This is a genomic window from Endozoicomonas sp. (assembly GCF_965196975.1).
GTDB lineage: Bacteria > Pseudomonadota > Gammaproteobacteria > Pseudomonadales > Endozoicomonadaceae > Endozoicomonas.
Window position 1 is genome coordinate 1,933,740 of the sequence record NZ_OZ239981.1, and the last position, 19,032, is coordinate 1,952,771.

Here is a 19,032-nt window from a genome sequence, read left to right on the forward strand (position 1 = left end):
GAATACCAAGATTTAGAAATTGACAGACCAGCGAAGTGAAAAGACCATAAATAAAAAGGATTTTTTTCACCTGTCTTTTTAATGATCTACCAGACAGGTATATAGCCAAAATTTTTTATAATACAAAAAAAGAGAAAAGCATCACTCATATATTGATGCACTCTGCTCCTGCTACTTACAACATGAGCAAATAAGAGATTTATGCAATTATTTCAAATCAATTCCTATGCATAACAACTGCCTGCTGAAGCAGGCGGGTGTTGGGCATTGAGAAGATATACCAACACCTCCCTCATAGATGTTTCGACCACACTGAACGTCACAGACTAATAAACAGATTATGAAATACGCAGAAATGCACTATTCCCCCTCAAACCCCTGAATAGGACTTACGGCCCCCCATTGATGGCACCGTGGACATTGCCAGTGCATTTCCTTACCAGAAAACCCACATTTTCCACAGGAAAAGACAGGCTTAAGCTCAAGCATTCGATCTGTAATACGATGGATCAATGCCAGAACATTATCCGGCAAGTCACCCTGAAACTGACGACGAAGGTCAATCAGTTCATTCAAACCTCTGAGTGTAGGGTGGCGTTCAAGCTGAGCAGTCAGAAATTTAACAGCCTGAGACTCTCCAGACTCCCTGATCAAAAGACGTGTCATCGCTATTATAATGGCAGTACCAGGGCGTTCATTCAGGCACCGGCCCAGATACGCCCCAAAACCCCGCAAACTACCCAAATGTTCAAAGGATTTTTCCAACAACGGTAGAGAGAGAGGCATAAAACTAATGTCCTGCACCGATATTCTCTGCAATATTTTAATTGCCTCTTTGTAGCCTCCTTCATCAAACTCCAATTGTCCCAGTAAAAGGCTGGCCCTGACACTGTTTTTATCCCGGGAAAATGCCTGACGAATGAGACGACGCGCTGTTACATGATCATTCTGCTTAAGCGCAATTTCACACAGCTCACAATAGTAATGAGCCAGGATTATGGCAAAATGCTCACCTCGAGATCGCCTCAGCCTCTCTGCAACATCTGCAGCTCTGGACCACTCCCTCTCCTGCTCATAGACTCGCAACAATTGCTGCAAGGCCTGATCCCGAAGTTCATGATTCTGACGGCTGAGGTCAATCAGAATAGATTCCGCGCGATCCAATAATCCAGCTGAAGAATAGTTCTGGGCCAGCGCCAGTTGAACCTGAAAAGACTGAGCAGAGGTCAGACTTGGTCGGGCAAGCAGGTCCTGATGAACTCGGATGGACTTTTCAACTTCTCCACGCTTACTGAACAAACTCCCCAGCGCCAGGTAGGTATCCACTGTATCATTATTGATATCCAGAGCCTTGATAAAAACATCAATAGCCTCATCGGTCTGCTCATTAATCAGATAATTCAGACCGACAAAATAATCCCTGGAAAGCTGACCAGAGCCATCTAATCGCCTTCTTTTCTGGTCACGCCATCCCAGAAAATAACCAATCACGATTGCAGCAAGAATAAGCCCTAATAATACAATATCAGGCATCCGTTAACCCTTTCAGGGCACTGGATCTCAACTTTTGTATTTCAGCGTCACGACGCACAAGCTTTCTTTTAAGGCTGGCATTGGCAAGTCGTAAACGAATAACGAGCACCAGAGAAACCAGCAAGCCAGTAAAGCCCCCCAGTATAAAAGGCACCATAACCAATGTAGAACTGCTTACCGCAGGTATGGCCAACCCGCCCATCTCAAGGCTGATCTGTTCTGTATTCGACAGGGTAAAGTTGACAAAAAACACCAGTAGAACAACAAACAACGCCAAAACCAGAAGACGCCTGAACCATACGACTATCGTCGCAAAAACTGTCAACTCGTAGTCCGCCATAAACTTATTTCACGATCAATCCGTCTCAGCCTGCAAGCCTCGGTTCACCCTGTCCCGAAGCTCCTTGCCCGGCTTAAAGTGAGGAACATACTTACCATCAAGGCTCACAGCTTCGCCAGTTTTAGGGTTCCGCCCAACTCTAGGGGCACGATAATGAAGGGAGAAGCTACCAAACCCCCTGATCTCAACCCGCTCACCATTAGCCAGCGAGTTAGACATTTGTTCAATGATAGCTTTTACAGCAAGCTCAATATCCTTGATAGAGAGCTGCGGTTGCAACTGGGCAATCCGCTCAATCAGTTCAGACCGGGTCATCGTCGTTTTTCCTTTCCCTGCCATTCCCGGAATGCCTAAAAAGGCCCTGTAGACCTTGAAAGACACCGCTTATTCTTCAAAAAGCGCCTTAAAAAACCAGACAGTTTCTACACTAGCTAACCCACACAGAGAAATCAAGCAACCCTTTGATTAGCCCGCATATTTCATAAAATGAATATTCTCATTTATCTCAGGGACTGTTGAATGCCTTATTGCTAATGTGGAAATTTTAGCAACATTCAGACCAAAAAAAACCGCGAGGCAAAAGCACCCGCGGTCTTCTCTGCCCTCAGAGGTAGCTTTTGAAAATAAAAGCCCCCCGAGAGCAACCAGGAACAAGATGGATTACTTGCTTTCCATCTGAGCCTTGATCAGATCACCAATAGTGGTCGGACCAGCAGCTTCTTCGTCCTGCTTGGTACGCAGCTCTTTCATTGCTGCTTTTTCATCGGCCTGGTCTTTCGCTTTGATAGACAGGCTGATGTTGCGGTTCTTACGGTCGATGCTGATGATACGAGCTTCGACTTCTTCACCTTCCTTCAGAACGTTAGTTGCGTCTTCAACGCGGTCAACACTGATTTCAGATGCTTTCAAGGTAGCCAGAACGTCTTCAGCCAGCTCTACAACAGCAGCCTTGGCATTCACTTCCTTAACGATACCCTTAACAACCGTACCTTTTTCATTCAGACCAGCATAGGCATTGAATGGATCTTCGGACAGCTGCTTGATACCCAGGGAGATGCGCTCACGCTCAGCGTCGATCGCCAGGATAACCGCTTCTACTTCGTCACCCTTACGGTACTGACGAACAGCTTCTTCTCCAGTTTCGTTCCAGGAGATGTCAGACAGGTGAACCAGACCATCGATACCACCGTCCAGACCGATAAAGATACCGAAGTCAGTGATAGACTTGATCTTACCAGCCAGCTTGTCACCCTTGTTGAAGGAGCCGGAGAAGTCTTCCCATGGGTTAGTCTTGCACTGCTTGATACCCAGAGAAATACGACGACGCTCTTCGTCAATGTCCAGAACCTGAACTTCAACTTCGTCACCCAGGTTGACAACCTTGGATGGGTGAATGTTCTTGTTGGTCCAGTCCATTTCAGAAACGTGCACCAGACCTTCAACACCTTCTTCCAGCTCAACAAAGCAGCCGTAGTCAGTCAGGTTGGTTACGCGGCCAGAAGCACGGGCACCTTCAGGGAAGCGCTTGTTGATAGCAACCCATGGATCTTCACCCAGCTGCTTGAGACCCAGAGATACGCGGTTACGGTCACGATCAAACTTCAGGACCTTAACGTTGATTTCGTCACCAACGTTAACGATTTCGCTAGGATGCTTGATACGCTTCCAGGCCATGTCAGTGATGTGCAGCAGGCCGTCAACGCCACCCAGATCAACGAAGGCACCGTAGTCAGTCAGGTTCTTAACGATACCCTTAACTTCCAGACCTTCCTGCAGAGAGCCCAGCAGCTGCTCACGCTCAGCACTGTTTTCAGCTTCCAGAACGCTGCGACGGGAAACAACAACGTTGTTACGCTTCTGGTCCAGCTTGATGACTTTGAACTCAAGCTCTTTGCCTTCCAGGTGCGCAGTGTCGCGAACCGGACGAACGTCTACCAGAGAGCCTGGCAGGAACGCACGGATAGTAGCCACGTCAACAGTGAAGCCACCCTTGACCTTACCACTGATAACACCCTTAACAACGTCTTCAGCTTCGAAGGCTTTTTCCAGTTCCTTCCAGGCTTCCATACGCTTGGCTTTTTCACGGGACAGACGAGTCTCACCGAAACCGTCTTCAACCGCGTCCAGAGCTACCTGAACTTCATCACCAATAGCGATGGTCAGTTCACCATTGTCATCCTGGAACTGAGCCTTAGGAATAACACCTTCAGACTTAAGACCAGCATGAACAGTAACCCAGTCACTGTCGATATCAACCACAACACCACTGACAATGGCGCCTGGCTTCATTTCGATTTCTTTCAGGCTCTCTTCAAAAAGTTCTGCAAAGCTTTCGCTCATGGATTTTTCCTGTGACAGCATACGCTCATGCACAATCCCCGCCCTCTTGACGAAAGACCAGCCAGTCAATAATGACTGGATAGCGTACGCTGCTTGTCATCCACACCGCCAGCCGGTATGGGTTACTTTAATCAGGTTCGAATCTGCAATGCTGGCCTTACGACAGAAACGAACCTCCAAAAAATGTTGAGCGCAGTCTGTGGCTGCACTCAGGCTTTATGAAGCGGGAATCCCACTTCCATGCACCTGAAAAAACCTAAAAAAGTCCATTCAGACGCATCTGTTCCAGCACCCTGTTGAATACCTCCTGGATACTCATGCGGGTACTGTCAAGAATGATGGCATCATCGGCAGGTTTGAGCGGCGCTACAGCCCTTTGGCTATCTCGCTCATCTCTGGCCTGAATATCTGCCAAAAGGCGATCAAAACTAGCATCAATCCCTTTTTGATGCAACTGATCGTAACGTCTTTTTGCCCGCTCTTCAGCACTGGCTGTCAGGAAGACTTTCAGCGCAGCCCCGGGAAAGACAACCGTTCCCATGTCACGACCGTCTGCCACAAGCCCGGGCAATTCGGCAAAATCGCGCTGCCGTTGTAACAGCGCAGCCCGAACACCCGGAAGAGCAGCAACTCTGGAAGCCATGGCGCCAACCTCTTCCGTTCGCAGACTGGCGCCCACCTGCTCACCTTCGAGAATGATGGTCAGGCCTTCGCCGGTTTCTGATGGCAAAAACTGAACATCAAGGTGGCCTGCCAAAACCTCCAGGGATGACTCATCGGCAAAATCAACCCCGTGATTCATTGCCGCCAGGGCGGTTAATCGATACAACGCCCCACTATCCAGCAACCCCCAGCCAAGTTCTCTGGCCAGCAGGGCTGCAATCGTTCCCTTGCCAGACCCACTGGGACCATCAATGGTGACCACTGTCACTGGTGTCTGAGACTCACTCACTCGTATTTACCTTTATTCCATGGAACGAAGGGCCCCAGTTAAAAGCCTGCTCAACGTGTTAACTGATTTCGCCCAGCGAAAACCAGCCTCAGAGCCTGCTCTCCATCACAGGACACTGAAGCGGCTACCAACCATGAGACAGGTTAATCAGACGGACAAACCGCCTTAACAGGAACCGTCTTCAAGACCTTCGGTTACCACAATACGCATACCGGCTCGATTTGCCAGACCTGCAAAATCCGGGAATGAAGTCGCCACATTTGCACAGTTGAGAATGCGAATATCATCTTTTGCCCGCAGAGCAGCTACTGCGAATGACATGGCAATACGATGATCGCCATGGCTGTCAATAGTGCCACCGTTAAATACAGGCTCTCCTTTCCTTTCAGAAGGAGTATTTCCGGAACCATTGATCATCATACCATCAGGCAGTGGTTGTGCATCAATACCCAGAGCAATCAAGCCATCTGCCATAGCCTGAATTCGATCACTTTCTTTAACCCGGAGCTCACGGGCCCCTGTCAGCAGCGTTCTGCCTTCTGCACAGGCGGCTGCAACAAAAAGCACTGGAAATTCATCAATCGCGATGGGAACCAGGCGCTCAGGAATATCAATACCTTTCAACTGAGCTGACCGCACTACCAGATCAGCCACCGGCTCTCCGCCCACAACAGACTCATTTTCCAGAGTAATATCTGCGCCCATCAACTGAAGGATCTCAACCACACCAGAACGGGTCGGGTTCATTCCTACATGGGAAAGACGAACTTCTGAACCCTCTGCTATTGAGGCAGCTACCATGAAAAATGCAGCCGATGACACATCGGACGGCACATCAATTCTAGTAGCAGTTAACTTTCCACCGCCCTTGATGGCAACCCGGCAGCCATTCTCGCCACTGACAGAGACTGGGTAACCAAAACCATTAAGCATACGATTGGTATGGTCACGAACAATTCCCGGAGCAACCGTCACTGTTTCACCATCAGCGTACATTCCAGCCAGTAACAAACAGGACTGCACCTGTGCTGAGGCCATGGGCAGATGGTACTCAATACCTTTTAACTGTGCACCACCCTTGATCTTCAGTGGTGGACGCCCTCCTTCGGAAGTCTCAATGGTCGCCCCCATCTGACCAAGAGGGTCCACTACCCGATTCATAGGTCGGCCTGACAGGGAGTGATCACCGGTTAAGGTGACATCAAAGGACTGAGCCGCCATCAACCCGGCCATCAACCGCATGGCTGTACCGGCATTACCAAGATAAAGTGGCCCTTCCGGCTGCTTGAGGCCATGTATGCCTACACCCTGAATGGTGACCTTCCCAAGGTAGGGGCCGTCAATCTGAACCCCCATGTCCCGAAATGCCTTCAGGGTTGCCAGGGCATCCTCTCCTTCGAGAAACCCTTCAACCACCGTCTCCCCTTCCGCCAGAGCACCCAGCATTATGGAACGATGAGAAATCGACTTATCCCCGGGAACACGCAACTCACCTGAGATCGATCCTCCCGGGCTGGCAATAAACGTCTGACTACTTTCTTTCATACTTTCCATAACTTCTTGTTTTGTATCTTCACCTTCAACCAGTACGGAGCCCGAAAAAACAGAGTGGACCATCGCAGTATCAGGCAATGGCTTCACGCGCTGCTTCCTGCTCTCCAGAAGAGAAGAGAAATGCTGACGTGCGGATTGCGCACGACTGAATATCCCCAATAGCGACTGGCTGTCTTTCTGGATAATCGCCTTTCGGAGCACCTGAAGACCTTCGGTAAACTCATCCAGTGCTTCCAGCACTGCCTGATTATTACCCAGCGCAACATCATGCCACATAATAGGATCACTGCCAGCTATCCGGGTAAAATCTCGAAACCCACCGGCAGCAAACCGGAAGATATCCTGATTATCAGGATTTCCGGCAAGCGTATCCACCAGTGAGAATGCCAGAAAGTGAGGAAGATGGCTGGTCTTCGCCAGAACCTCATCATGGTGATAAGGATCCATACTGGTAACCACTGCCCCGCAGGCCTCCCAGAGCATCTTCACCTTTTCAAGTGCCAGATCATCCGTATGTTTCAACGGGGTCAGGATCACATCATGCGCCTGAAACAAAGTAGCTTTCGCTGCACCGACACCACTTTTTTCAGACCCCGCGATGGGATGACCGGGCACCAGCCAGGCGGGAATCTCTCCAAAGGTCTCAAGCGCAGCATCGAGCAGCGCTTTTTTGCTGGACCCGGCATCAGTGACCACTTTCTGAGCGGCTCTACCGCCAAGTAAATATGGCGATATCTGCTCAAGCACCGGCCTCATTGCCAGCATGGGAACAGCCAGCATAATCACATCAGCGGCCGCAACCCCCTCAGAAAGATTCTCAAAGCCACAATCAATGATCCCAAGCGCCTCCGCCTCTTCCAATGAAGCCTTATTCAGATCATAACCATACACTTGCCGGCACGCTCCGGCAGATTTTACCGCCGCCGCAAAAGATCCCCCGATCAGGCCCAGCCCAACCACCAGCAGTGTATCAACTGTTTTCACAAACGCACTCCTTATAAGAACGCTATCCGCTTCCCGCTGCCGGTTTCCCGTAAAAGTACAAACCAATCTGGCTTTTCAAGTACAAACCAATCTGGCTTTCAGGAAGTGGGAGGCGGGAGGCGTTCTTTTATGTCAGCACCTGGCTCAGCGCTTCCAGACAACGACGATTTTCTTCCGGCAAGCCAATTGAAATACGAAGGTGTTCAGGCATACCGTAATTGGCGACAGGACGAACAATAACCCCCTTTGACAGCAATCCTTCATAAATCGGCATAGCATCACGCTTGAGATCAACCGTAATAAAATTACCCGATGAAGGGATCCAACTCAGTCCAAGACCAGCAAGCCCCTGCTCCAGGTACTCCATACCCTGCTGATTAATCTCAATGGACTTCTGCATATACGCATCATCCTTCAGAGCTGCAACCGCACCGAACTGGGCAGGAAGATTCAGGTTGAATGGCTGCCTTAAACGATTCAGTACATCCGCTATTTCAGGGTTGGATATCGAGTAACCAACTCGCGCTCCCGCCAGCCCGTAAGCCTTGGAAAAAGTGCGGGTAACCACCAGGTTTGGATAGCGGTCAAGCAGTTCAATGCCATTTGGCAGGTCACCACCCACACCATACTCAAAATAGGCTTCATCAAGGACAACGATGACCTCTTCCGGCACCTTACCAAGAAAACCAACCAGCTCCTGTTCGCTGAAGCTGGTACCTGTTGGGTTATTAGGGTTTGCCAGAAAAACAATTCGGGTATTTGATTTGATCGCTTCAGCCATGGCATCAAGATCATGACCGTAATTCAGCGCTGGAACCACAATACCTTCAGCACCTACTGCCTTCACAGCCAATGGGTAAACGACAAAAGCATACTGAGAAAAAACAGCTGAACTGTTGGTATCCAGAAAAGATTCCGCCAGGAGCACCAGCACGTCATTCGACCCGTTACCCAGGGTTAACAGTTCAGGTGTTACCTTCAGTTTTTCTGCCAGAACCTGTTTTAACTGATAACTGCTGCCATCCGGATAACGGGCAAGCTCAGCAAGAGATTCAGCCATTGCTTTAACGGCTGAAGGTGGTGGACCCAGAGGGTTTTCATTACTGGCCAGTTTGACAATATCCTCAACCCTCAAGCCCTGCTCCCTGGCAAGCTCCTCAATAGGCTTGCCAGGTTGATAAGGACTCATTCCTCTTACTCCGGGTACCGCCAGCTCCAGAAAATCACAGGACATAACTCGACCTTTAGTTGGGTTATTGAACTTGAAAACGGGCTTTTTTAACCACCAATCGTTTCAGATGATGAAGAAAGCCATTTCCAACTCGTGGCAATTTTTATTGATTATGGAAAATTTCAGAGGTTATACGCTTGCCAGACAAAAACAGACTGCAAAATGCAGTTAAGCCCAGCCAGCTTCCTACTGAAAACTGGCTCGCTTATTATTTCAACAACGAATTAGAGAACACCCTTGGGATAAGAACCAAGAACCCGAAGATCGTTGGCACGCTCACCCAGCTTCTCCAGCACCTTGCGAACGACAGGATCATCCTGATGACCTTCAAAATCCACAAAGAACACATAGTTCCAGATCCCTGTTCTGGAGGGACGGGTCTCAACCCGTGTCAGGTCGATGTTGTGGACATGGAAAGGCTCAAGAATTGCATGCAGCGCACCCGGCTGGTTGCGCATGCTGATCACGACTGACGTCTTATCATCACCACTGGGCGGAACCGGCTGATTACCAATGATCAAAAACCGGGTTGAATTGTCTGGGCGGTCTTCGATCTTTTCTGCGATTTTTTCCAGTCCATACATTTCCGCAGCCATATCACCGGCAATAGCCGCCGAGTTCCATTCTCCCTTGATTCGCTTGGCCGCTTCCGCATTGGAACTCACTGCCACCCGTTCAGCCATTGGCCAGTGGGAATCCAGCCACTTACGACATTGGGCAAATGACTGGGCATGGGAGTAGATACGGGTAATATGATCCCGTCGGGTGTTTTCTGAAACCATCATGTGCTGATGAATACGGAGAACCACTTCACCACAGATCTTCAGTGAAGAGTCCAAAAAACTGTCCAGCGTATGACTGACAACACCTTCCGTGGAGTTTTCAACCGGCACCACACCATAGTTGACGGCACCGGCAGCCACCTCCCGGAACACCTCATCAATAGCCGCCATCGGGACACAAACAGCGGAATGACCAAAGTGCTTCAGCGAAGCCTGCTGGGTAAATGTGCCTTCAGGCCCCAGAAATGCGACCTTGACCGGGTCTTCCAAGGCCAGACAGGCCGACATTATTTCACGAAACAGACGGGCCATCTCTTCATCATTCAAAGGACCGTCATTTTTCTTCATGATTTTACGAAGCACCTGAGCTTCACGCTCAGGGCGGTAAAACACAGCAGAGGGGTCAGCTTCTGTTTTTACACGGGCCACTTCCTGGGCGCATCGCGCACGTTCGCTGATCAGGTCAAGAATTTTCTGATCCAGCGAATCAATTTGAATTCGCAACTGCCCCAACTTCTCTTCTGCCATTATCCGTACCGCCGTTCAAATTCTTTCATGAAGTCAATAAGCGCATCCACATGCTGCTCTGGCACTGCATTATAGATACTTGCCCGCATACCGCCTACTGCCTTATGTCCTTTCAGGTAACGGAAGCCTTCCTGTTCAGACTCGGCGAGGAATGTCGCATCAAGTTCAGGCTTAATCAGCGTAAAAGGCACATTCATGCGGGAGCGCCACTGTGGATCCACCGGATTCTGATAAAAACCGGAACCATCAATCTGAGCATACAGTTTGGTGGCCTTACGTTCATTGAGCGCATTAACCGCTTCAAGCCCACCCTGCTTTTTCAACCATTTAAAGACCAGGCCAGCAAGATACCAGGCAAAGGTGGGCGGTGTGTTATACATGGAGTCATTGTTGGCCTGCAGCTTATAATCCAGTACCGCAGGACACATCAATGAACCGCGCTCCAACAGATCATCACGAACAATCACGACAGTAAGGCCTGCCGGGCCAATGTTCTTCTGAGCACCAGCATAAATAACACCAAACTTACTGACATCAATCGGGCCAGACAAGATATTGGAAGACATGTCCGCAACCAGCGGCACATCACCCGTCTCAGGAATAAACGAAAACTCCAGACCACCGATGGTCTCATTCGGCGTATAGTGCAGATAAGCAGCATCTCTGCTTATCCGCCACTGGTCTTCTGCAGGCATGGTATTAAAGGCACTGGACTTGCCATCAGCGACAATATTCACATCCAGATAGCGCTGAGCTTCCTTAATGGCCGACTGAGCCCAGTGACCACTGTTGACATAGTCAGCAGAGGTCTTCTCTCCTTTGAGGTTTAATGGTACCGCGGCAAACTGTCCCCGCGCCCCACCCTGAAGAAAAAGCACCTTATAATTATTCGGGATGTTCAACAGATCACGCAGGTCTTTTTCTGCCTCATGAGCAACCGCGAGAAACTCCTTACCACGATGACTTACTTCCATCACAGAAGCACCCACATCCTGCCAGTTCATCATCTCATCGCGAGCCTGCTGAAGCACCTCATGGGGAATCGGTGCAGGTCCGGCTGAAAAGTTGTAAACCCGATTATCCAGCTGTGCCAGAACATCATTTACACAATGCTTCACAATGACTCCCTCTCCACTTAACGGCGGTTTACCCTGGTCATTACGTAAAAAATTTTGCAGCTAATATTATCTAACAAATAGTGGCCATTGATCCTGCATTGCCAACATACCGTCCATCCCTGGGCATAAAAACGCCAGCACTGGGCTGGCGTTTTTTCAAACTATCAGGATTCTACCGTCCCTTCGTTTTCAACGGGATCACCCTGCCCTTCTGCCTCACCAGCGGCTTCTGCCTCAAGTTCAGGCACATCGACAGCCTCTGGCTCCTCGACACGGGCAACACCCACCAGTTTTTCACCTTCAGAAACCCTGATCAGCGTAACACCCTGGGTATTACGACCCAGCGAAGATACGCCATCAACACCGGTTCTCACCAGCGTCCCCTGGTCTGAAATCAGCATAATCTGTTCGCCGCTCTTCACCTGAATAGCGCCAACGATTTCACCATTTCGTTCAGTGCACTGCATGGAGATAACGCCCTGACCACCACGACTGGTCAGTCGAAACTCGTCTACAGCAGTTCGCTTACCGAAACCTTTGGCACTGGCTGTCAGGATCTGGGTATCCTCCTCTGGAATAATCAGAGAGATGATCCGCTGACCTTCAGGCAGTTTCATGCCACGAACACCACGGGCGGTACGGCCCATGGCACGAACATCGGTTTCCTCGAAGCGAACCGCTTTACCGCCATTGGACAGCAGCATTACCTGCTTTTCTCCCGTGGTAATTTCAGCACCCACCAGCGTATCGCCTTCATCCAGGCCCAGTGCAATCAGGCCGGAAGAGCGTGGACGAGAAAACTGCTCCAGAGGCGTTTTCTTAACGGTACCGTTGAGCGTTGCCATAAAGACGAAATGGCCTTCGGTAAACTCTTCCACCGGTAACATGGCCGTGATTTTCTCATTCTGCTCCAACGGCAGAATATTAACGATGGGTCGACCACGGGACGTTCGGCCAGCCTGCGGAATCTGGTAAACCTTCAGCCAATAAACCTTACCTTTGCTGGAGAAGCAGAGGATCTGGGTATGGGTATTGGCTACCAGCATGTGCTCGACATAATCCTCTTCCTTAACGGAAGCCGCTGACTTACCACGACCACCACGACGCTGTGCCTGATAGGTATCCAGAGATGTCGTCTTGGCATAGCCACCATGGGACAGGGTGACCACCATATCTTCTACATCGATCAGATCCTCTACCGTCAGGTCACGACGGGAGCTGGTAATCTCAGTACGGCGCTCATCACCGAACTCATCCCTGACCTGTTCAAGTTCTTCACGAATAACTTCACGCAGCTTCATTGGGTCACAGAGGATCAGAATCAACTCGGCAATTTTGTCCAGCAGTTCACGGTATTCGGAGAGAAGCTTCTCATGTTCAAGACCAGTCAGCCGGTGCAGGCGCATCTCCAAGATGGCCTGAGCCTGCCCTGGAGAGAGGTAATAAAGGCCATCTCTGAGGCCATAAGCCTCCGGCAGATCATCAGGACGACAGGCATCTGCGCCGGCACGCTCCGCCATTTCCATCATATGACCCGGATTCCACCCCTTGGCCACCAGCTTTTCTTTTGCTTCAGCAGGGGTTGGAGAGTCCTTAATCAGCTGAATAACCGGGTCGATATTGGACAGGGCAACTGCCAGACCTTCCAGAATATGACCACGCTCACGGGCTTTTCTCAGTTCATATACGGTCCGACGGGTCACCACCTCCCGACGGTGACGGATAAACGCAGCCAGAATATCTTTCAGATTCATCAATTTTGGCTGGCCGTCCTGCAACGCCACCATATTGATGCCAAACACCGTCTCCATCTGTGTCTGGGCATAAAGATTATTTAAAACGACTTCAGCATTTTCACCACGCTTTAACTCAATAACGACGCGCAAACCATCTTTATCAGATTCATCACGAAGCTCTGCAATACCTTCAATCTTACGATCCTTAACCAGCTCGGCAATCTTCTCGATCAGACGAGCCTTGTTAACCTGATAAGGTATTTCATTAATAATTATGGTGCTTTTATTGCGTTTTTCGTCATGCTCAATATCCGCTTTGGAACGAATATAGATCCGGCCACGTCCTGTACGATAAGCCTGCAATATCCCGGCGCGGCCATTAATCATGGCGGCCGTTGGAAAATCAGGACCCGGGATATACTCCATCAGATCATCAACGGTCAGCGTTTCATCGGCCAGTAATGCCAGGCAACCGGTAACGATTTCTGTGAGATTATGAGGTGGAATATTCGTCGCCATACCAACGGCGATGCCAGCAGACCCATTCACCAGCAGGTTCGGCACCCGAGTTGGCATAACGGCCGGAATCTGCTCGGTACCGTCATAGTTTGGAACGTAGTCAACAGTTTCCTTATCAAGATCTGCCAGCAACTGGTGGGCGATCTTATCCATCCGGATTTCCGTATAACGCATCGCTGCGGCGGAATCACCGTCAATGGAACCGAAGTTACCCTGACCATCAACCAGCATGTAACGCAGGGAAAATGGCTGCGCCATCCGGACAATGGTGTCATATACTGCTGAGTCGCCGTGAGGGTGATACTTACCGATCACATCCCCGACAACACGTGCAGATTTTTTGTAGGGTTTATTCCAGTCGTTGCCCAGTTCGCTCATGGCGAACAGTACGCGCCGGTGCACGGGCTTAAGCCCGTCACGTACATCAGGCAGGGCACGACCAACGATGACACTCATGGCGTAGTCCAGATAGGACTGCTTGAGCTCATCTTCAATATTTACCGGGAGAATCTCTTTGGCAATTTCAGTCATGGAAACCCAGTCGTCCTTTTGCTTACGGCCAACAGATAGCGGTCAGCATCCATTCCAGTTCTGTGGACCAGGATACCGATGTTGAAAAGCTCTCTACTCATAAGAACGCTTTCACTCAAGGCATCACTATTCGTAGGATCACCCAAGGTGAACCATCATTCATCAGCTGTGGGAAGAGGTAATTATCAGCCGGGTGATGCAGGCCTGCCTCTTTGGGTACATGAGCAAACAGTTCAGCACCATCTTCAATACAACCACCAGATGAGACAGATACTTTCTACAAAACAGCAATCCCAAGAGCAGGTAGAGCGTACTCCAGTCAACCACTTCTCAATGATACAGCTATTGGCTCGACAACCAATAAAGAAGGAAGAATACCACAGTCCATGCTGTGATCGCGAGATATCTCTGGGATAAAACCACGAGAGTTACGGGTTAATTTTCAAACCTCAGTCAGCACCAGAAATCAATACTGTGGTCGGCTGCAGGATTAACGGTATAATCCGCACATATGGCAGCCCTGACTGCCTCAATCACACTGCTTTGACGGATCAGAACGAATGCCCGAAATGCGCTCAGCCCAAAATGTGGATCTTGGAGAAATCGCCAAGTTTGAAGAACTGGCCAGCCGATGGTGGGATCCGGACAGTGAGTTCAGGCCGCTTCATCAGATCAACCCCCTGCGCCTGAATTATATTGATGAACGTGTTGGACTGGCTGGAAAACGCGTGGTGGATATTGGCTGTGGTGGCGGCATCCTGAGTGAGTCGATGGCTCAACGTGGTGCCGAGGTAACCGGTATTGATATGGGTGAAGCGCCTCTATCCGTTGCCCGCCTGCACAGCATGGAAAGTGGCGTTCAAGTGAACTATCGCCGAATTACCGCCGAAGAGCTGGCTGAAGAGATGCCTGGCCAGTTTGATGTGGTTACCTGCCTTGAAATGCTGGAGCACGTCCCTGACCCAGCCTCCGTCATCAAAGCCTGCAGCAAACTCCTGAAACCGGGTGGGCAGATCTTTTTTGCCACAATCAACCGTAACCCCAAGTCTTTCCTCTTCGCCATTGTCGGTGCGGAATACATACTCAAACTGCTACCCAAAGGCACTCATGAACACAGCAAATTTATCAAACCCAGTGAATTAAGCCGTGACATGAGAAAAGCGGGTCTCAACACTCATGATATGACCGGCATGACCTACAACCCAATAACCAAAGTGTACCGACTTAACCCAAAGGATGTAGACGTCAATTACCTGATTTATGGTTCTAAGCCAACATCATAGCAAGCACCCTCCTATTGATGGCATGACTTCTGGAAGAACAGTCTCAAAGCAACCAGAACTACCGCCATCAAGGAAACAACAAAGAGTAATGATGATGAAAGCCATTGAAGGCGTTTTTTTTGATCTGGATGGCACTCTTCTGGACACCGCTGAAGACTTTGTGATTACAGTGAATCAAATGCTGACTGATCACCAGCACCCCGCGATGGATGGCCATGTGATTCGGCGGAATGTTTCAGCGGGCTCAAGGGCACTGATGAAGCTTGCCTTTAATCTCACACCTGGAGATGAGCTGGAACAGAAAAGAGCCTTGTTCCTGCAATACTATGACCGCCACATCCAGGATCACCGTCGTTCAACGTTCGCACAACCCTACCCTGGCATATTGCCATTGATCGAGGAACTTGAGCGCCGTGATATTGCCTGGGGTATCGTCACCAACAAACCCAGGCCGTATGCACTCTCATTGATCCGACAAATCGGCCTGCTTGAGCGCAGTCAGGCCATTGTCTGCCCAGAGGATGTCAAAAAACCGAAACCGGACCCTGAAGCGCTCTTTCTTGCCTGCAAACAGGCCAGCTGCTCACCGGAGGCCAGTGTCTATATTGGTGACCATCTTCGCGATATCGAAGCAGGAAAAAAAGCAGGTATGATCACTGTTGCCGCACACTATGGCTACATTGCTGAAGGGGACGACCCTGCGCTGTGGGGCGCAGATCTGGATATCGACAATGTCCAGCAGCTGCACCACTGGTTTGAACAGCACAACTGGCAAATCATCAACGACAGGTCTCATGCCTGATCAAGAGCAGTGATTTTCGTGCTGAATTGCTTAAATCGTTTAGCCAACAAACACCAGAGAGTAGAAACATGTTTAAGTACCAGGCTCCGAAAGACCTTCTGAAGGATAAAGTCATACTGGTAACCGGAGCAGGCAGCGGGATTGGCCGGGTCGCCGCCCTGACCTATGCCCGCCATGGTGCCACGGCCATTCTTCTGGGCAGAAGCACTGAAAAACTGGAAGCGGTGTATGATGAAATCGAACTCAACCAGTGGCCGCAGCCAGCCATCTATCCACTCAACCTGGAAAGTGCTGGCGATATCGATTTCAGCAATCTTGCAGAAACCATTGAGAACGAATTCGGTCGGTTAGACGGCCTGTTACACAACGCCAGTCTTCTTGGTGAGTTGAAACCCATCAGCCAGTTTCCAACAGAAACCTGGATGCGAATCATGCAGGTAAATCTGAACTCCGCCTTTATGATGACCCGGGAACTCCTGCCCCTGCTCCGCCTTTCTGCAAGAGCGTCCGTGATCTTCACGTCATCCGGAGTGGGTCATAAAGGACGTGCCCACTGGGGAGCTTACAGCGCTTCCAAATTTGCCACTGAAGGCCTGATGCAAATCGTGGCGGATGAGGAGGACGGCATCAGCTCTGTTCGTGCCAATAGCATCAATCCTGGCGGCACCCGTACCTCAATGAGAGCCTCTGCCTTCCCAGGAGAAGACCCGGAGAAACTGCCAACCCCGGAAGACATTATGCCGGTTTACCTTTACCTGATGGGTGACGAAAGCCAGGAGATAAATGGTCAGGCTTTTCATGCCCAGGCAGAATAAAAAAATGCTGATAACCCTGATGCTACGTCAGGGTTTCAAACGATAATTTCAACTCCTTTGTCAACAAAAAGGAACTTATCTGTAAGCAAACTGAGAACAAAGTCTTCCATAGCGCTCAAATTTCATTGTCTATCCTGTACCGGTCAATTCTATCAGAATCATAATGATGAGATTTCGAATCTATGGATAAGAAAATCCTGGCTGCGTTGCTAGTCGCCCCATTTCTGGGGGGGCAATCATTGTCCGTCAACAGCTACGATCAAAAAGATTTAAACAATGAGGTCATAATTGCAGCCAACTGGCAACAGCTTTCAGGAGAGTATGCAGCTTACCTGCATCAAAGCTTTAATACCGCCACCGATCAGCTGGATAACATCCTGCTGAATTTACCGGAAGGTAAAAAGCCTGCCATTATCACAGATATTGATGACACACTCATTCCCAGCACTGCGTATTTCAGCAGTATGGTTGACACCAATGAATCCAAAAATATTGAGCGATCAAGATACTGGTGGAATCATCAGGAGGCAACAGCCCTCCCCGGCTCGGTCGATTTTCTCCAGAAAGCTTACAGAAAGGGGGTGGAGATATTTTATATCAGTGGGCGGTTTAATGATGTAAAAGCCGTAACCCTCGATAAATTAAAGAAATTGGGATACCCAGTACGTGATGAGCACCACATTCTGTTGCAAAATGAACAGAATGTAACGCTCAGTAAAGAGGACAAACGAAAACAAATAATCAACATGGGTTATTACCCAGTCATGCTGTTTGGTGATCAGCTGGAAGACCTTGGGGAAGTTGACAAGGGGCTTTATCCAGTGAAAAAAAACTGGGTTTATCAAAATCAAAATAAATTCGGTATTGAGTGGTTTATCTTACCCAACACGGTCTATGGCTTTTGGGAGGAAGCAGTCACCACAGATTACCGAACGCTTCCTCCTGAAGAAAAACATAATGCCCGGGTACAGATAACCCAGCAGGAAAATTGCTCTCTGAATATTTCTCAGCTTTATAAGCAACACGTAATGATGGCGGATCTCTGGATCCGTAAATCAGCAGACTTTAAGGCAACAGCCCTTCAGACTTATAATCTGGCCAGTAAAGCACTTGAGCTTCCTGAAAATCGAAACGCAAAAAACAAAGCCATTGTTGTCGATATCGATGGAACATTGATTGACTACCCCCCCATTCATGTAACGCCACCACTCTGCCAAAAATTCTCAGATCCCACCGAAAAAATGAAGAACTTTGAGCAACAGCTGGAAGCTTCGTCAATTCCCGGAGCCAGAGAGTTTTTGAACAAAGCGGCAGCACTGGGTTATGAAATTTTCTACCTGACCGCTAGGGAACATTCCTCTGGCCGACCTGGCCATAAAGGCGATGTAGAAGACTTCACATTAAAGCAGCTTAGTTACCATGGATTTCCTAAAGTTAAGCAAAGTCATTTGCTTAACCGTGCAAAATTTTGCCCAAGGAGTAGAAAAAGCTGCGATAAGGAGTACCAGCGCAAAGCCATTGCATCAGGAAAAGTCGATGGTATTAACTATGACATCCGACTCTTTGTGGGTGATTTACTGGATGACTTTGACCTGAAAGAGCAGGGTTTATCACCCTTTGAAAAATCGTCCGTTGAACGAACAAAGGATCAGTATGGCAGGAAGTATTTTATCATTCCCAACCCAGTCAACAAAACATGGATGTGGCACTATTATTCGAAGGCTGCAGGGAAGGATATATGCCATTTGAGTGAGCAGGAACGCTCTGAGCTCAGAAAGAGCCTGATAGAGGACTGGCCGGAGAAAAACCTCTACCAATCGGATCAACTCTAGTCATAGTGGGATGCGTTATTACTGATTAAGAGCCACCTACCCTGTTTCAGGGTAGGTCAAGCCAGAGCAGAAAAGCCGTGGCACGCTCCATAAAACCCACTAAAGAATAGCGTGTCTGGAATTTTGCTAACATATCCACTTTCCGAACAGCC

At 49.3% G+C, this 19,032-nt stretch carries 14 protein-coding genes; 4 read left to right on the plus strand and 10 right to left on the minus strand.

Going from position 1 to position 19,032, the window contains the following annotated elements; translation table 11 throughout:
• Window positions 1-360: 360 nt before the first annotated feature.
• The 10 genes from lapB to gyrA all read right to left on the minus strand — a co-directional run bounded on the left by lapB (window position 361) and on the right by gyrA (window position 14,148).
• A complete protein-coding gene (lapB, locus tag ACOCLE_RS08565; RefSeq protein WP_419536345.1) occupies window positions 361-1,533 on the minus strand; it encodes a lipopolysaccharide assembly protein LapB in 1,173 nt (390 codons plus the stop codon).
• The gene (locus ACOCLE_RS08570; protein ID WP_419536346.1) at window positions 1,526-1,873 is read right to left on the minus strand and encodes a hypothetical protein; all 348 of its coding nucleotides are present in this window, start codon (window positions 1,871-1,873) and stop codon (window positions 1,526-1,528) included. Before ACOCLE_RS08570 ends, lapB begins: the two co-directional genes overlap by 8 nt.
• Window positions 1,874-1,888: 15 nt before the next feature.
• On the minus strand, window positions 1,889-2,188 hold the full coding sequence (gene ihfB / locus ACOCLE_RS08575; RefSeq protein ID WP_419536347.1) for an integration host factor subunit beta: 300 nt from the start codon (window positions 2,186-2,188) through the stop codon (window positions 1,889-1,891).
• Window positions 2,189-2,533: 345 nt separating this feature from the next.
• Complete coding sequence (rpsA, locus tag ACOCLE_RS08580; protein ID WP_419537183.1) at window positions 2,534-4,213, minus strand: 30S ribosomal protein S1; 1,680 nt, start codon at window positions 4,211-4,213, stop codon at window positions 2,534-2,536.
• Window positions 4,214-4,469: 256 nt separating this feature from the next.
• Complete coding sequence (gene cmk, locus ACOCLE_RS08585; RefSeq protein WP_419536348.1) at window positions 4,470-5,165, minus strand: (d)CMP kinase; 696 nt, start codon at window positions 5,163-5,165, stop codon at window positions 4,470-4,472.
• Window positions 5,166-5,330: 165 nt separating this feature from the next.
• A complete protein-coding gene (locus tag ACOCLE_RS08590) occupies window positions 5,331-7,703 on the minus strand; it encodes a bifunctional prephenate dehydrogenase/3-phosphoshikimate 1-carboxyvinyltransferase (RefSeq protein WP_419536349.1) in 2,373 nt (790 codons plus the stop codon).
• A gap of 127 nt (window positions 7,704-7,830) precedes the next feature.
• Window positions 7,831-8,937 (minus strand): histidinol-phosphate transaminase, encoded by a 1,107-nt coding sequence (gene hisC / locus ACOCLE_RS08595; protein ID WP_419536350.1) that lies wholly within the window; start codon window positions 8,935-8,937, stop codon window positions 7,831-7,833.
• 221 nt (window positions 8,938-9,158) lie between these two features.
• Window positions 9,159-10,244 carry a prephenate dehydratase gene (gene pheA / locus ACOCLE_RS08600; RefSeq protein WP_066013183.1) on the minus strand — a complete coding sequence of 362 codons (1,086 nt, stop codon included), beginning with the start codon at window positions 10,242-10,244 and terminating at the stop codon, window positions 9,159-9,161.
• Window positions 10,244-11,362, minus strand: coding sequence for a 3-phosphoserine/phosphohydroxythreonine transaminase (gene serC, locus ACOCLE_RS08605; protein ID WP_419536351.1), 1,119 nt, complete (start codon window positions 11,360-11,362; stop codon window positions 10,244-10,246). Before serC ends, pheA begins: the two co-directional genes overlap by 1 nt.
• 164 nt (window positions 11,363-11,526) lie before the next feature.
• Complete coding sequence (gene gyrA / locus ACOCLE_RS08610; protein WP_419536352.1) at window positions 11,527-14,148, minus strand: DNA gyrase subunit A; 2,622 nt, start codon at window positions 14,146-14,148, stop codon at window positions 11,527-11,529.
• 569 nt (window positions 14,149-14,717) lie between these two features.
• Between gyrA and ubiG the strand changes: the two genes are divergently transcribed.
• The 4 genes from ubiG (at window position 14,718) to ACOCLE_RS08630 (ending at window position 18,880) form a co-directional block, all read left to right on the plus strand.
• A complete protein-coding gene (ubiG, locus tag ACOCLE_RS08615; protein WP_419536353.1) occupies window positions 14,718-15,431 on the plus strand; it encodes a bifunctional 2-polyprenyl-6-hydroxyphenol methylase/3-demethylubiquinol 3-O-methyltransferase UbiG in 714 nt (237 codons plus the stop codon).
• Between the two features lie 91 nt (window positions 15,432-15,522).
• Window positions 15,523-16,233 carry an HAD family hydrolase gene (locus ACOCLE_RS08620; protein WP_419536354.1) on the plus strand — a complete coding sequence of 237 codons (711 nt, stop codon included), beginning with the start codon at window positions 15,523-15,525 and terminating at the stop codon, window positions 16,231-16,233.
• Between the two features lie 68 nt (window positions 16,234-16,301).
• Window positions 16,302-17,048: a YciK family oxidoreductase gene (locus tag ACOCLE_RS08625; protein ID WP_419536355.1), complete on the plus strand. Its 747-nt coding sequence runs from the start codon at window positions 16,302-16,304 to the stop codon at window positions 17,046-17,048.
• Window positions 17,049-17,230: 182 nt separating this feature from the next.
• The gene (locus tag ACOCLE_RS08630) at window positions 17,231-18,880 is read left to right on the plus strand and encodes an HAD family acid phosphatase (RefSeq protein WP_419536356.1); all 1,650 of its coding nucleotides are present in this window, start codon (window positions 17,231-17,233) and stop codon (window positions 18,878-18,880) included.
• Window positions 18,881-19,032 lie beyond the last annotated feature (152 nt).